The sequence below is a fragment of the Micromonospora reichwaldensis genome, from assembly GCF_031845925.1.
In the GTDB taxonomy this organism is placed as follows: Bacteria; Actinomycetota; Actinomycetes; order Mycobacteriales; family Micromonosporaceae; genus Micromonospora; species Micromonospora reichwaldensis.
On record NZ_JAVRFL010000001.1, the window covers coordinates 234,470 to 248,418 of the forward strand.

Sequence of the window (13,949 nt, forward strand, 5' to 3'; positions counted from 1 at the left end):
ATGACGGAGACACAGGCGAAGTCGGGGAACACGGGGACCTCGGCCACCCCGGTCGACGAGGAGGCCGCAAAGAGCGGCACACCAGCGACCGGCCGCGCGGCCGTGGGTCGGGCGACCGTCCCCGCCGACGCGCCTGCCCCGAAATTCACCCGGGCCCCCGGGATGACACCGCCTCCGGACAAGCCCTCCGAGGACGGCGACGCGGCGGACCGGACCGAAGCGGTGGGGGGCGACAAGCCGGCCCCCGCCGCCAAGCCGGCCGCCGCCACACCGACGACGACGCAGCCGCTGAAGGTCGGTGCCGCCCAGTCGACCGGCACCACCGGGACACAGCCGCGGATCACGGGCACCACCGGCACGCAACCCCGCGTCACGGGCACCGCGAAGCCGCAGCCGGACGGCGCCCGCCCGACCGCCGCCGGCCGCCCCGCCAACGGGGGCGGCCTGCCGCCGGGTATCAGCGGCGCCGCCGCCGTCGGGGCGGCCCGTGTGGGTGACGCGGTACGCGCCGCGCGTACGTCGGTCAGCTCGGCCGCGTCGCGCGGGCCGCGCCGGGCCCGGCTGAACCTCAAGCGGATCGACCCCTGGTCCGTCATGAAGTTCGCGTTCGCGGTCTCGGTGGTGCTCTTCATCGTCGTGGTGGTGGCCACCTCGGTGCTCTACCTGGCCCTCGACGCGATGGGCGTGTTCACCAGCGTCAACGACAGCCTGACCGACCTGGTCAGCGCGGGCGGCGGCCAGAGCACCAGCGGCTTCCAGATCACCGCCAAGGGCGTGATCCTCAGCTCGGCGCTGATCGGCCTGGTCAACGTCGTGCTGTTCACGGCGCTCGCCACGCTCGGGGCGTTCGTCTACAACGTCTGCGCGGACCTGGTCGGCGGCATCGAGCTGACCCTCGCCGAGCGCGACTGAACCACCTCGGAAGCCGGGGCACCGCCGAGCGCGGAGTCCCGGCTTCCGTGCGTCCGGAGCACGTCACCGGGCGTCCGGGCGGGACGTGCGGGCGGCGTAATCGGCTGGGCCGGGCGGGACGCCTCCGGTAGGTTCAGAAGCGACGGCAACGCCCGGACGTCGCGGCGGCCCCCGATTTGGGGCCGCACGGACGGATGGGTTAACCTTGCTCGTCGCCACGCGGGGCTATAGCTCAGTCGGTTAGAGCGCAGAGCTGATAACTCTGAGGTCGCTGGTTCGATTCCAGCTAGCCCCACCGCACATTCGTCCGACGGCAGTCGAGCGCGAGGGTAGGCCCCATGTTCAAGAAGCTCCTGATCCTGGCCGGCGTCGTTGGTGTGGCAGCCGTGGTGGCCAGGAAGGTCAAGGCTTCCAACGACGAGCGCGCCCTGTGGCACGAGGCGACCACCGCGCCCGACCTGCGCTGATCTCGCTGGCACTGCCGGCACCGGCGGCTTCGTCCGCCTCCCGGGGCCCTAGCTCAACTGGCAGAGCACTGCCTTTGCAAGGCAGGGGTTAGGGGTTCGAGTCCCCTGGGCTCCACCAGCACCTTTCTTGGTTGATGTCGACCCCGAGTACAGCCAGTCGTACAGCCGAGCGGTCACGCTGATTCGCGACGCGGATCGCGGCATGCCCCTGCGCTGGCGCCGCGACGTTCCAGGCACCTGATCGGATCGGACCTCCACGATCGGGCACGGCCGGGATCCTTCGACCAGGATCGTCGTCGAAGGGAGGCCTCGTGATCGCGGCACTCAACCGGCTCGTCGACCTCGTGGAGGAGCACCTCACCGAGGAGTTCGACGTCAGCGGACCGGCCAGGGCGCTCGGCACCACCGAGTACCACCTGCGCCGGATGTTCTCGTCGTTGGCCGGCATGCCGTTGTCGGAGTACGTGCGCCGGCGCCGCATGACCGTCGCCGCCGCCGACGTCGTGCGGGGTGAGGACGATCTGCTGAGCATCGCCGTCCGGCACGGATACGGCTCGACGGAGGCGTTCGGACGTGCGTTCCGGGCGGTCCACGGCGCCAACCCCGGTGACGTCCGTCGCGACGGAGGTCCCCTTCGCACGCAACCGCAGGTCAGGTTCCGCCTGACCGTCGAAGGGAGCCTCCCCATGGACACCCGCATCGTGGACCGCCCCGCGTTCCGGCTCGTCGGACACGCGGCCCGGGTCCCACTCATCCACCAGGGCGTCAACCCGCACATCCAGCAGCACATCACCGCGCTCCCGCCGCAGGAGCATCCCCGGCTGAAGGCCCTCAGCGACACCGACCCGGGAGGGCTGCTACAGGTCTGCGACGACCTCGATCCCGACGGCACCGAGGGCAGCGAGCTGACCTACCTGCACGGGGTCGCGGTGTCCCGGGACACGCCGATCCCCGAGGACCTGGACGCCATCGAGGTGCCGGCCGGCAGGTGGGCGGTCTTCCGCACCGCCGGGCCCCACCCGCAGGCACTGCAGGACACCTGGGCCGCAACCGCGACCGAGTGGTTCCCCGCCAATCCGTGGCGTCTGCGGCCGGGTCCCTCGATGGTGGCGATCCTCGAGCGTGCGGACGACTTCAGCACCGCGACCTGCGAGCTGTGGCTACCCGTCGAGCCGACGTGACGGAACCTCGGGGCTGCGGGGCACGGTCCGGTCGGTCTCCCGGGCCCCGCAGCACCACCTGATGCTCGCAGCAGCATCAGCGGTCAGTGCAGGAACGTGAAGAGCGTCCCCGTGGCGTCCAGAGGTCGCGGTGTGCCCTGGAACCGGTGGACGCCGACGGAGAACCGCACGCCGGCCGGAGCGTGGAACGCCTCCTCCACGAAGCCGGCGTCGCGAAACCACCCCCGTACGGCCGGCGTGAGGTCCGGGGTCCGCCGCGCCCGGGTCCAGATCACGGTGGCGCCCGCCGCGCAGAACTGGGGCAGGGCGGCGACGGTCCGCCGCACGTCGGCGTCCGGGATGTTGCCGAAGACTCCGACCATGAGCACCAGGTCGGCCGGAACCGTCCCGGCGTAGGAGGAGAGCTGGCCCGCGTCCGCCTGCCTGATCACGAGGTGGGAGAGCCCGGCCCGGTCGGCGGCGGCCCGCGCGGCGGCCACGTTGCCGGCGTCGTACTCGAGCAGGGTCACGTGCACGCGCGGGGAGTCGGGCCGTGCGGCGAGGACGCCGATGAGGTCGTGGCCCTGCCCCGCACAGGCGCTGACCACCGTGAGCCGTTCCTCGGGGCGCTCGTCGAGCCACGAGGCGATGTGCCGCTGCACCAGCCGCAGCCGACGTGACAGCGGGGAGTCCACGTCGGCGTACGACTCGTGCCACGCCTGCCAGTCGGTACCGCCGGTCACGGGCGGGCGTGCTCACGCAGCAGCGCGAGGAGCCCGTGGCCGTCCTCGATCCGCGCGTCCGGTTCGACTCCCGGGAGCGCCGGTTCCCGGTCGGTGCGGGGCGAGCGCATGAGGATCGCGGCGCCCGTGCCGGCGCGACGGGCGCACACGACGTCGCGGTGCACGGTGTCGCCGACGAACCAGCAGTCGCCGATCGGCACCGCGACGGCGCGGGCCGCGCGCAGCGCCAGTTCCGGGTTCGGCTTCCGGGGCCCGGCCTCGTCGCTGTAGAACTCGGCTCCGAACAGCCCGGAGAGCCCCGCGGCGGCCAGGAAGTCCCGGTGGGCGGCGCCGCAGAGCGTGTTGCTGACGACCGCCATGGGCAGGCCGGCGTCGGCGGCGTGCCGCAGGGCCTCGCCGATGCCGGGACGCACCGCCCACTCCCGGCGCCAGGTCCAGGCGTACGCCAGCGGCGTCGCCTCCCGTTCGACGGCGGCGCGGGCCTCCCGTGGCCAGGACCGGGTCACGAAGTCGGCCCACACCTGGGCGTGCGGCAGCTCGACGGGGTCGCCCGTCCTGCCCACGTCGTCGCGCCACAGCGCGTACGCCCGCGCGCCCTCGCCCAGGTCACGGGCGATCTGCTCGTCCGGTACGGCGCCGTCGACGAGTTCGGCGAGGCGCCGCACCAGACCCGGCGGGGCCGGCGGTTGGGGTGGCGCGTCGGCCAGGACGCCGCCGAAGTCCAGCAGGAGAGCCCGAGGGGTACGAAGCATGCCCGTCATCCTCGCGCACCAGGCTGGCCGGCGGTACGTCCTCGGCCACGACCGCGCCGGCGGCGACAACGGCGTCACGGCCGATGCTGACGCCGGGAAGGATCGTGGCACCCGCGCCGATCCACACGTTCTCCGCCACGTCGATGGGCCCTCCGCTGAGCCAGCCCCGTCGCTCCTCCGGATCGACCGGGTGGCCGACGGTGATGAAGGTGGCCTTCGGTCCGACCAGCACGGGAGGTGAGCTCGGTGACCCGCAGGACCCGCTCGGCCATGGCCTGGAACTCGGGGCTGTGGATGCGCATCAGACGGTCGCTGGACACGCCACGATCCCTCCTGTCGGCGCACGCGCGGGCGCGGTCGGCGCGATTCCGCACGGCCGCCCACGAGCCGCCCGCCCCGGCAGGTTAGCGTCGGAGGCGTGACCACCGGATCCCCACGCGTGCTCCCGGCCGACAGCGGCATCGCCGAGGCGGCCTCCGTCCTGCGTACCGGCGGGCTGGTGGCCTTCCCCACCGAGACCGTCTACGGGCTCGGCGCGAACGCGCTGGACGCCCGGGCGGCGGCCCGGATCTTCGAGGCGAAGGCGCGGCCCAGCTTCGACCCGCTGATCACGCACCTGGCGGACGCGGCCGAGCTGGAGAAGCTGGTCGGGGCGGTGCCGGCGGCGGTGACGGCGTTGGCCGGGCGCTTCTGGCCCGGGCCGCTCACGCTGATCGTGGACCGGCCGGCGGCGATCCCGCCGATCGTCACCTCCGGGCTGCCGACGATGGCGGTCCGCGTGCCGGACAACGCGTACGCGCGGGCGCTCATCGCCGAGGCCGGGGTGCCGGTGGCGGCGCCGAGCGCGAACCGGTTCGGCCAGCTCAGCCCGACGCGGGCCGAGCACGTGGTGCGAGGGCTGGGCGCCGCCGTGGACGTGGTGCTCGACGGTGGGCCGACGCGGTGCGGCATCGAGTCGACCATCGTGGACGCCCGGGGCGGGCGGCCGGTGGTGCTGCGCCTCGGCGCGCTGCCCCTGGAGTCGCTGGAGGAGGCGGCCGGCCCGGTGACCGTACGCCCGGGCAGTTCCGGGCAGCCCGTCGCGCCCGGCACGCTGGCGGCGCACTACGCCCCGCGTACGCCGCTGCGGTTGGCCTCGGGCGGCGAGCCGGCGGCGGCCGACGGGGTCCGGCGCGGCTTCCTGGCCTTCCGGGACCGGCCGGCGGGCGACTGGGCGGCCGTGGAGGTGCTCTCCGCCGCCGGCGACCTGACCGAGGCCGCCGCGCGGCTGTTCGACGCGCTGCACGAGCTGGACGCCGCCGGGGTCGGCGAGATCCTGGTCGAGCCGGTCCCGGAGGTGGGCGTCGGCCGCGCGGTCAACGACCGGCTGCGCCGCGCCGCCGCCACCTGGCACCCGACGGCCTGAGGCGGGCGCGGGACGCCGCCCGACGTCGGCTGTCGGTGCCGGCGGTTCCTCCTGGGCGCATGGGCCGGGAGGACGGGGGTAGGAGAAACGGCAACGACCCCCTGGAAGTGAGGTGTCAGCCAATGCCGACCGCACGCGAGATCATGACGAACGACGTGACCTGCATCCGTGAGCAGGACGACCTCAAGACGGCCGCCAAGCAGATGGCCCAGCTGGGCGTCGGCTCGCTGCCGATCTGCGGGGCCGACAACCGGCTCAAGGGAATGCTGACCGACCGCGACATCGTGGTGAAGGTCCTCGCCGAGGGCCGCGACCCGGGCCGCGTCACCGCCGGTGAACTCGCCCAGGGCGAGGCGGTGACGATCGGCGCCGACGACGACGCGGCGGAGATCCTGCGGACCATGAGCCAGCACAAGGTACGCCGGCTGCCGGTGATCGACGGGCACGAGCTCGTCGGCATCGTGGCCGTCGCCGACGTGGCCCGCTCCCTGCCCGAGCGCCCGGTGGGCGACCTCATCGAGGCCATCTCCGAGCGCGCCTGACCGCACGTCACGACCGATCGCCGCCCTCCGGCCCCGGCCGGGAGGCGGCGATCGGCGTACGCGGGGCACCGGCCGCCGGACGGGCGGGCGGGAGGCGGCCCCGGCGGGACCGGGTGGGTCGGATGGGCAGGAGGCCGGCGGCTCAGTCCGGCGGGGTCAGTGGGACGGTCTCGCCGCGGGCGATGGTGCGGACGGTTCCGGCGAGGCCGCGCCGTCGGGCCTCCGCCACGAAGTGGCCCAGCGGCGAGCGGAACACCGGGTAGTCGTCGTAGTGGATCGGCACGGTGAGCTTCGGCCGGACCAGCTCGACAAGGTCGGCGCCCTGCCGCGCGTCCATGGTGAGCAGGATGCCGGCGATCCGGGTGCCGCCGAGGTGGATCAGCATCGCGTCGATGTCCGGATACCGCTCGGGGATGGCGGCCAGCATCGGCCGGTTGAGCGTGTCGCCGGTGACGTAGAGGCGGAACCGGCGGCTGCCGTCGCGTTCCAGGTCGATCATCGTGCCCATCACGTCGGGCATCAGCAGGTCCAGCGCGCCCGGCCCGTGCCTTCCCGGCATCGAGGTCAGCCGCAGGGTCTCGCCGTCGCGGCGCAGCTCCCGGGAGTTCCAGGTGGGCAGCCCCTCGGCGGCCCGGAAGCCCCAGCGGCGCAGCTTCCGCTCGGCCGCGGGAGTGGTGACGATGGGCAACTCCCGGTCGAGTTCCCGGCGGGCCACGCGGTCGAAGTGGTCGCCGTGCAGGTGGGAGAGGATGACCGCGTCCAGCGACGGCAGTTGGGCGATCCGCAGCGCGGGGTCGGTGCGCCGCCGCGACCAGAGCCCCTTGCCCAGGTACGCGCGTTGGCCCCGATGCAGGAAGTTCGGGTCGGTGAGCAGGGTGAACCCGCCGATCCGCAGCACCGTGGTGGCGGTGCCGATGAACGTGACCTCGGGCTGGGTCGTCGACATGTGCACCTCCACCGGTAGCCCTACCCGTGATCGGCGGGCTCATTCCGGCCGGCGTCACGGCGTGCTGGTCGACTGCGGATACCGGGCCCGGTCACGCCGGTTCGTCGGCCGCGCCGGACCCGGAGCCGGGCAGGCGCTCCACGAGGCGGGTGAGCGCGCCGTTGGCGAAGGTGGCACCGAGCGCGGAGCCCGTCGCGATGGTCCAGCCGACCGGGCCGAGCGGCGTGCAGCCGAAGAAGTGGCTGACCCCCGGCGTCTGGACGACCACCACCAGCGCCCCGAGCGACGCGGCGGTGGAGGCCAGTACGGCCGGGCTGGTGCCGCCGGCCAGCACCGTCTGGCCGAGCTGGGTGCCGACCAGCGAGACCAGTGCGACGGTGCCCGCCCGCCTGCGCCGCCCGGTGTAGCGGGCCAACGTCCAGCCGGCGGTGGCGCCCAGCGTCGTGGCGGCGGCGCGCAGCCCGATCTCCCGGGTCATCGTCTCGCCCAGCGAGGTGTCGGGGCCCTCCCGGAGCAGGCCGTCCGCGTGGTCCGCGTCGGGTGGCCGGATCGCGATCGCCAACGCCGGCGCCAGGTCGGTGAGCAGGTTGACCAGGAGCAGTTGCCGGCCGGTGAGCGCCGAGCGGCCGGTCGCGGCGGCGGTCAGCACGCTGAACGCGATCTCGCCGAGGTTCCCGCCGACCAGGATGCTGAGCGCGTGGCGTACCGAGGACCACATCGCCCGGCCCTCGACCAGGGTGGCGATGATGGTCTCCAGCCGGTCGTCGGTGACCACCAGGTCGGCCGCCGCCCGGGCCGCCGGGGTGCCCCGCTGGCCGAGGGCGATGCCCACGTCGGCCAGCCGGATCGCCGGCGCGTCGTTGGCGCCGTCGCCGGTCATCGCGACCGTACGCCCGCACTTCTGCAATGCCTGGATGATCCGGACCTTGTGCGCCGGGGTGCACCGGGCCACCACGTCCGTGGCGGCGAGCCGCGCGGCGAGGGCCTCGTCGTCGAGCTGGTCGAGTTCCGTCGCGGTGACGACCCGCTGGTCCTCGTGGTCGCTGATGGTGGCCGCGATCGCCTCGGCGGTCGCCGGATGGTCACCGGTGATCATGATGGTGTGCACGCCGGCCTGACGGATCCGGCGCACGGCGGGCGCGGCGCTCTCGCGTACCCCGTCGGCGAGGGCCAGGAAGCCGACGAAGGTCAGGTCGTGCACCTGATCGTCGGTGACGCCGGGCGAGGAGACCCGGCATTCGGCCACGGCGAGGATCCGGTGCCCCGCCCCCGCCCGGTCGGCGAGCATGGCGTGCAGCCCGGCGCGCCCCTCGTCGTCGAGCGGCTCGTGGCGTCCCCCCGGCGTACGCCAGTCCGAGCACCGGGGCAGCACCGACTCCGGCGCCCCCTTCACGCTGAGCAGCAGCCGGTCCCCGGTCCGGCCGACGGTGGCGTGGTAGCCACGGGACGGCTCGAACGGCAGCCCACCCACCGGCTCCCATCCCTGGGCGCCGGTCTGCTCGGTCACCCCGGCGGCCTGCGCGCCGGACCGGACCGCCCGGTCGGTCTGCTGGGCCAGGTGGTGGGGGTCGTCGGCGCCCGGGGTGGCGCGCAGCGCGGCCGAGAGGGTGCGCAGCAGGCCGTCGTCGAGGCGGTCGACCGGTGCGTACCGGCCGTCGTCGCCGACCCCGGCGAGCATCAGCTGCCCCTCCGTGAGGGTGCCGGTCTTGTCGAAGCAGAGCACGTCCACCCGCCCGAGCGTCTCGATGGTGCGCGGGTTGCGGACCAGCGCGCCATGCTCCGCCAGCCGCCGCGCGGCGGCGAGCTGGGCGGCGCTCACCAGGAAGGGCAGCCCTTCCGGCACGGACGCGACGGCCAGGTTCGCGGCGGTCGCGGCGGTCTGGGCCAGGGGTACGCCCCGAAGCAGGCCCGCGCCGGCCACCGCCACCGCCGAGCCGGCGGCCAGCGGGATCGCCGCCCGGGTCAACCGGCCCAGCCGTGCCTCCACGCCGCTCGACGGCGGGGCCTGCCGGGCCATCGCCAGGCTCCGCCCCGCCTCGGTGCCCGCGCCCGTCGCGACCACCACCGCCGTCCCGTGGCCGGCGGCGACGCTGGTGCCCTCGTAGAGCATCGACCGCCGGTCGGCGACGGCGGCGGCGACCACCGGCTGGTCGGTCTTGCCGACCGGCAGCGACTCGCCGGTGAGCGAGGACTCGTCCATCTCCAGCCCGGCCGACTCCAGCACCCGGCAGTCGGCCGGGACGGCGTCGCCCGATTCGAGGAGGACGACGTCCCCCGGCACCAGGTCCTCGGCCGGCAGGATCCGCTCCGCGCCGTCGCGGCGTACCCGGGCGGTCACCGCCGAACGGGACAGCAGTTCGGCCAGCGACCGCTCGGTGTTGTGCTGGTGCACCGCCCCGAGCAGCGCCGACCCGCCGACCACGCCGCCGACCAGGGCGGCATCGACGGGCGAGCCGAAGGTGGCCGAGAGCACCGCCCCGGCGGCCAGCACCGGGGTGAGCGGGTTGGCCAGCTCGTCGACGAAGGCGCGCAGCAACCCCGTCGGCCCCGAGGGCCGGGCGTCCCGGTCGCCCCGGCGGCGCTCGGCCTCGTCGGTGGCGAGCCCGTCCGGGCCGGTGTCGAGCTGGTCGAGCACGGTCGAGGAGGGCATCAGGTGCCACGCGGTGACGGCCGGCGTCGGGGAGTCCGCCGGGCCGGGCAGCCGGTGCGCCCGCAGGACGCCGTGCGCGAAGGCCAGCGCCGCCGCCCCGTTCACGGCGGTGACGGCGCGGCCGGGCAGCTGTGCGCGCGAGGCGGTGAGCGCCCCCAGCGCGCCGAGGCCGGTGCCGGCCATGGCCAGGCCGATGTTCTGCCGGGCCATCCGGCGGGCCACCCCCGCCGCCTCGATCACCAGCGCCGCCACCCGCAGGTCGGCGCCGACCAGCAGGTGCGCGCCCCACGGCGGCAGGTCCTCGGGGGCGGAGATCCCCAGCCCGCAGTCGGCGGCGCCGAGCGCGGCCCGGTCGCCGGAGACCACCATCACCGTCGCCCCGTCGCGTTGCAGTTCCCGCACCGACTCGACCAGCCGGTCGCGGCCGGGCAGGTGGGCGTCGGCGAAGTCGTACCGCCGCTCGTCGTCGCCGGCCACGACCAGCCGCAGGCCCGCCTGGCGGGCGGCGGCCGGCAGCGCGTCGACGCCCGGCGCCGGCTCCGGCTCGACCCGCAGTACGGCGGCGAGGGTGTCGCCGTCGGCCAGGCCGAGCACGGGGGCGCCCGCGTCGCGCAGCCGACGGCTGTCGTCGGTGTCGCCCGGGTCCTCGACGTCCAGCGCGTCCAGCGGTCCGAGCCGCCAGCCGTCGGCGTGCCGCAGCTCCCGGGGCGCGGCGGGGTCGAAGAGGGCGAACGCGCGTGCCGCCACCCGCCCCGTGTCCACACCGGCCAGTGGCGCCAGGTCGGCCAGCACACCGCGGTCGGAGCCGAGCACGGCGGCGTCCAGCACCAGGGTGTCGATCCGGTCGAGTTCGCGCAGCACGCTGCGGTCCATCGCGATCACCCCGCGCCGGGCGAGGATCAGGCCGAGCTGCGCGGCATAACCCTCGCGTCCGCTGCCAGGAGCCTTGGGGAGCGTGGCGAGGCCCAGCGCGGCGGCCCGCTTTCCACCCACGACCGGCGTCGCGGCGGCAGCCGCCACGGCGCCCGCGTCGAGTGTCCGGGACACGTACCTCTCGACGGGGCCGTCCGGCTTCGGCCGGGGGCGCTCGATCTTCGGCACGGAGGCGGCGGCCCGCTCCGGATGCCCGGTCAGCCGAGGTTCGGCCTGTGCCCACGCGCGGAGCTGGGCGCGGGCCTCGCCCCACTGCACCACCCGGTGCGCGCCGTCGAGCACGAGCCCGGTCCAGCTACCCGTGAGGCCCTGCACCACCGCCTCGGCGAGCGGGAACAGCAGTTCGGCCCGGGGGTCGGCGCGCAGCCCCCGGTCCGCCAGCGCGTGCAGCCTCGGGTGCAGGTCGACCGCGCCGAGCAGCCCGGCGACCTCCCCGGGCACCGGCGTGAACGGCAGGATCCGCGTGGCGGCGGAGAGGGTCAGGCCCAGGGCGTCGGAGGCCAGCGCGCCCAGGGTGCGCGGCGTGCGCGGCCCCTCCTCGGGCGGGTGCGGCGGTGGGATCTCCGGGTCCGGCTCGTGCGGGCAGGTGTGTTCGGTGCGGGCGACGGTCGCGATGAGGTCCCGCAGGGCGGGCTCCGGCGTACCGACGGCGACGACCACCCGGCCGGACGGGGCGTTGACCCGCGCCCACTCCACGCCGGGCATCCGCTCCAGCGCCGCCTCGACCTGACGCGCGAGGACGTCGCCGCCGTCCTGGCAGACCCCGAGCACCTCGATGTGGTGCCGCCCGGGGCGGGACCAGACCCGACGCCGGCCCAGCCCGGCCGCCCGCGCCAGCCGGGCCGCGACGGCACCGACGTTCCGGGACGCCTCGCCGACGACCGGCGGCACCGTCACCGGCGGAAGGAGCCGGCCAGCGGTGCGGGCCAGTGAGATCATCGAGGCGTACGACCGGACAGGCGCCGGTCAGGCCCCTCGCTGCCGCTGCTCCCGCCGTACGCCATCTCGCCTCCCACGCCCGAAGCTCCGGCGGCCTGGCTTCCCGGCTGATCGTCCGTTATGCACTCCGAGCAGCGGAAGTTCCCCGGATGGGCCGGAGAGAGTCGGGTCACCCTTGACCTCAAGCCGGGTTGAGGTCCGAGGCTGGTCGCATGCTGATCGAACTGCTCCGCCGCGAGACGGGTCGGTCGGGCCCACGGGCCCGCCTCGGCCACCGACCGCTGTGGCTGCCGGGCGCGGCGGACCGGAGGTGACCGGAACGGCGACGCACGCCGCCCCGGTCGCCGACGAGGCCGGGCTCCTCGCGCCCCGGCTGCGCGCGATGACGGTGGGCAGCGTCGCGTTGATCTCGCTGCTCGCCTTCGAGGCGCTGGCCGTGGGCACCGCCATGCCGACCGTCGCCCGCAGCCTCGACGGGCTGGCCCTCTACGGGATCGCCTTCGGGGGCCCGTTCGCCGCCGGCGTGCTCGCCATGGTCGCCTCCGGCATCTGGTGCGACTCGCGGGGCCCCCGGGCGCCGATGTGGCACGGGCTCGGCTGGTTCGTGCTGGGGCTGGTGCTCGCCGGTGGCGCCACCACCATGGGCGTCCTGGTCGCCGGCCGGATCGTGCAGGGCCTCGGCTCCGGCCTGCTCTCGGTGGCGCTCTACGTGATCGTCGGGCAGGCGTACCCGGAGGCGCTGCACCGGCGGATCTTCGCGGCGTTCGCCGCCGCGTGGGTCGTACCGTCGCTGGTCGGGCCGGCGCTGGCCGGCCTGATCGTGGAACACCTCGGGTGGCGCTGGGTCTTCCTGGCGGTGCCGGTCGTGGCGGTGCCGGCGGTGCTGCTGATCCACCCCGGCCTGCGGGCGATCGGCGCGCCGCCGGTGACCGGGTTGCCGTCCGGCGCGGCGGCCCGGATCGGCTGGGCCTGCGGGGCGGGGGTGAGCGCCGCACTGTTGCACATCGGGGGGCAGCAGCGCGGCGCTGCCACCGTCGCGCTGGTGGCCCTGGCGCTGATCGGGCTGCTGGTCTGCGCGCCCCGGCTGCTGCCGGCCGGGTTCCTGCGCGCCGGCCGGGGCCTGCCCACGGTGATCGGGCTGCGCGGTCTCGCCTCGGCCGCGTTCGTGGGCGCGGAGGTGGTGATCCCGCTGATGCTCTCGCGGGAGCGCGGGCTGTCGCCGACCGCCGCCGGGCTGGTCCTGACCACGGGCGCGCTCGCCTGGTCGGCGGGTTCCTGGTTGCAGGGGCGGATGCCGCCGCCGCGCTCCCGGGCCACCCTGCCGAGGGCGGGGCTGACCTGCATCGCCGCCGGTACCGCCGTGGTCACGCTCGCCGTCGCGCCGGCGGTGCCGGTCTGGGTCGGCGTGCTGGGCTGGGCCGGCGCGGGTCTCGGCATGGGGCTGCTCTACCCCTCGTTGTCGGTGCTCACGCTGGAGCTGTCCGCCCCCGGCGAGCAGGGCCGCAACAGCTCCTCGCTGCAACTGGGCGACTCGCTCTTCGCGGCGACCGTGCTGGCGCTCACCGGCGCGGTGCTCGCGGCCGGTGCCGCCCCGGGACCGGCCAGCTACGCCGGCACGCTCGCGGTGGCCTCCGGGCTGGCCCTGCTGGGCGTCGTGCTCGCCGGCCGGGTGGTGCCCGGCGCGTCCGGGATCCGCGCCGGCTGACCGCCCGCCGGGTGCCCGACTCCGGCACGGGCGGCGGCGATGTGCCGATCCGGTCCGGTGGCGGCCGTCGGCCGGGGAGGATGGGCGGGCGATGAACTTCCTGACCATCCTGCCGATGGCCGTGGTGATGGTCGCCGGGACGCAGCTGGTCGCGGCGGTCTTCCTCGCCTCGGCGGACCGGCCACGTGCCGCGTCGCTGGGCTACCTGGGCGGGGCGGGGCTCGTGGTGGCGGGCGGGGTGACGGCGAGCTGGCTGGTCACCCGGGCCGTGAAGGTCGACGTCGGTGACGGGCTCGGGCGGCGCGCGGTGGAGAGCCGGATCGACGTGGTCGTACTGGCGTTGCTGCTCGTCCTGGCGGTGGTCGTCTTCCTACGCCGGCACACCGCCGGCCCGCCGAAGTGGATGAGCGGCCTCCAGCGGGCGAGCCCGGCGTACGCGCTGCGGCTCGGCGTGCTGCTCTTCCTGGCCATGCCGACGGACGACCTCACCATGCTCACCGTCGGGGCGAGCGCCGCCCGGCACGACCTGTCCTGGTGGCACCTGCTGCCGTTCGTCCTGCTCACGCTGGCGCTGCTGGCCCTGCCGCTGCTGGCGTTGCTGCTGCTCGGCCACCGGGCCGAGGCGGTGCTGCCCCGGATCCGGGACTGGGCCGGGCGGCACTCCTGGGTGGTCAGCGAGATCGTCATCGGGTTCTTCGTGGTCCTGACGGTTGCCGGCCTGCTGCGGTGAGCCGTTGCGCAGCCGGTCACACGCGTGGGCCGGGCGTCGTCATCACCACTGTCGCGCGGCGGGCG

The 13,949-nt window shown here is 75.5% G+C and carries 12 protein-coding genes and 2 tRNA genes; 9 read left to right on the forward strand and 5 right to left on the reverse strand.

Annotated features, from left to right (window positions below; all coding sequences use genetic code 11):
• From RM555_RS01100 to RM555_RS01120, 5 genes are all read left to right on the forward strand, one after another.
• Window positions 1-912 carry a DUF3566 domain-containing protein gene (locus RM555_RS01100; protein ID WP_311409977.1) on the forward strand — a complete coding sequence of 304 codons (912 nt, stop codon included), beginning with the start codon at window positions 1-3 and terminating at the stop codon, window positions 910-912.
• A 221-nt stretch (window positions 913-1,133) separates the two neighbouring features.
• A tRNA-Ile gene (locus RM555_RS01105) sits at window positions 1,134-1,207 on the forward strand.
• A gap of 43 nt (window positions 1,208-1,250) precedes the next feature.
• Window positions 1,251-1,379, forward strand: a complete 129-nt coding sequence (locus RM555_RS01110; protein ID WP_210834795.1) for a DLW-39 family protein — start codon at window positions 1,251-1,253, stop codon at window positions 1,377-1,379.
• 42 nt (window positions 1,380-1,421) lie between these two features.
• Window positions 1,422-1,497, forward strand: a tRNA-Ala gene (locus tag RM555_RS01115).
• 193 nt (window positions 1,498-1,690) lie between these two features.
• The gene (locus RM555_RS01120) at window positions 1,691-2,560 is read left to right on the forward strand and encodes an AraC family transcriptional regulator (protein ID WP_311409978.1); all 870 of its coding nucleotides are present in this window, start codon (window positions 1,691-1,693) and stop codon (window positions 2,558-2,560) included.
• 83 nt (window positions 2,561-2,643) lie between these two features.
• Here the strand turns inward: RM555_RS01120 and RM555_RS01125 are convergent, their stop codons facing one another.
• From RM555_RS01125 to RM555_RS01135, 3 genes are read right to left on the reverse strand one after another with little or no spacing between them, the layout of a single operon-like run.
• The gene (locus RM555_RS01125; RefSeq protein WP_311409979.1) at window positions 2,644-3,282 is read right to left on the reverse strand and encodes an SAM-dependent methyltransferase; all 639 of its coding nucleotides are present in this window, start codon (window positions 3,280-3,282) and stop codon (window positions 2,644-2,646) included.
• Window positions 3,279-4,007: an HAD family hydrolase gene (locus tag RM555_RS01130; protein ID WP_311410104.1), complete on the reverse strand. Its 729-nt coding sequence runs from the start codon at window positions 4,005-4,007 to the stop codon at window positions 3,279-3,281. Before RM555_RS01130 ends, RM555_RS01125 begins: the two co-directional genes overlap by 4 nt.
• On the reverse strand, window positions 3,889-4,266 hold the full coding sequence (locus tag RM555_RS01135; RefSeq protein ID WP_311409980.1) for a DapH/DapD/GlmU-related protein: 378 nt from the start codon (window positions 4,264-4,266) through the stop codon (window positions 3,889-3,891). Before RM555_RS01135 ends, RM555_RS01130 begins: the two co-directional genes overlap by 119 nt.
• A 186-nt stretch (window positions 4,267-4,452) precedes the next feature.
• Here RM555_RS01135 and RM555_RS01140 point away from each other — a divergent pair, with 186 nt between their 5' ends.
• Complete coding sequence (locus tag RM555_RS01140) at window positions 4,453-5,439, forward strand: L-threonylcarbamoyladenylate synthase (RefSeq protein ID WP_311409981.1); 987 nt, start codon at window positions 4,453-4,455, stop codon at window positions 5,437-5,439.
• Window positions 5,440-5,561: 122 nt separating this feature from the next.
• Complete coding sequence (locus RM555_RS01145; protein WP_311409982.1) at window positions 5,562-5,981, forward strand: CBS domain-containing protein; 420 nt, start codon at window positions 5,562-5,564, stop codon at window positions 5,979-5,981.
• Window positions 5,982-6,123: 142 nt separating this feature from the next.
• On the opposite strand, the gene RM555_RS01150 is transcribed toward RM555_RS01145, so the two are convergent.
• On the reverse strand, window positions 6,124-6,927 hold the full coding sequence (locus tag RM555_RS01150; protein ID WP_311409983.1) for an MBL fold metallo-hydrolase: 804 nt from the start codon (window positions 6,925-6,927) through the stop codon (window positions 6,124-6,126).
• A 91-nt stretch (window positions 6,928-7,018) separates the two neighbouring features.
• Window positions 7,019-11,449: a cation-translocating P-type ATPase gene (locus RM555_RS01155; RefSeq protein WP_311409984.1), complete on the reverse strand. Its 4,431-nt coding sequence runs from the start codon at window positions 11,447-11,449 to the stop codon at window positions 7,019-7,021.
• Between the two features lie 310 nt (window positions 11,450-11,759).
• Between RM555_RS01155 and RM555_RS01160 the strand changes: the two genes are divergently transcribed.
• Entirely contained in the window at window positions 11,760-13,154 is a 1,395-nt protein-coding gene (locus RM555_RS01160; RefSeq protein ID WP_311409985.1) for an MFS transporter, read from the forward strand.
• 91 nt (window positions 13,155-13,245) lie between these two features.
• On the forward strand, window positions 13,246-13,884 hold the full coding sequence (locus RM555_RS01165; RefSeq protein ID WP_311409986.1) for a GAP family protein: 639 nt from the start codon (window positions 13,246-13,248) through the stop codon (window positions 13,882-13,884).
• Window positions 13,885-13,949: the final 65 nt, after the last annotated feature.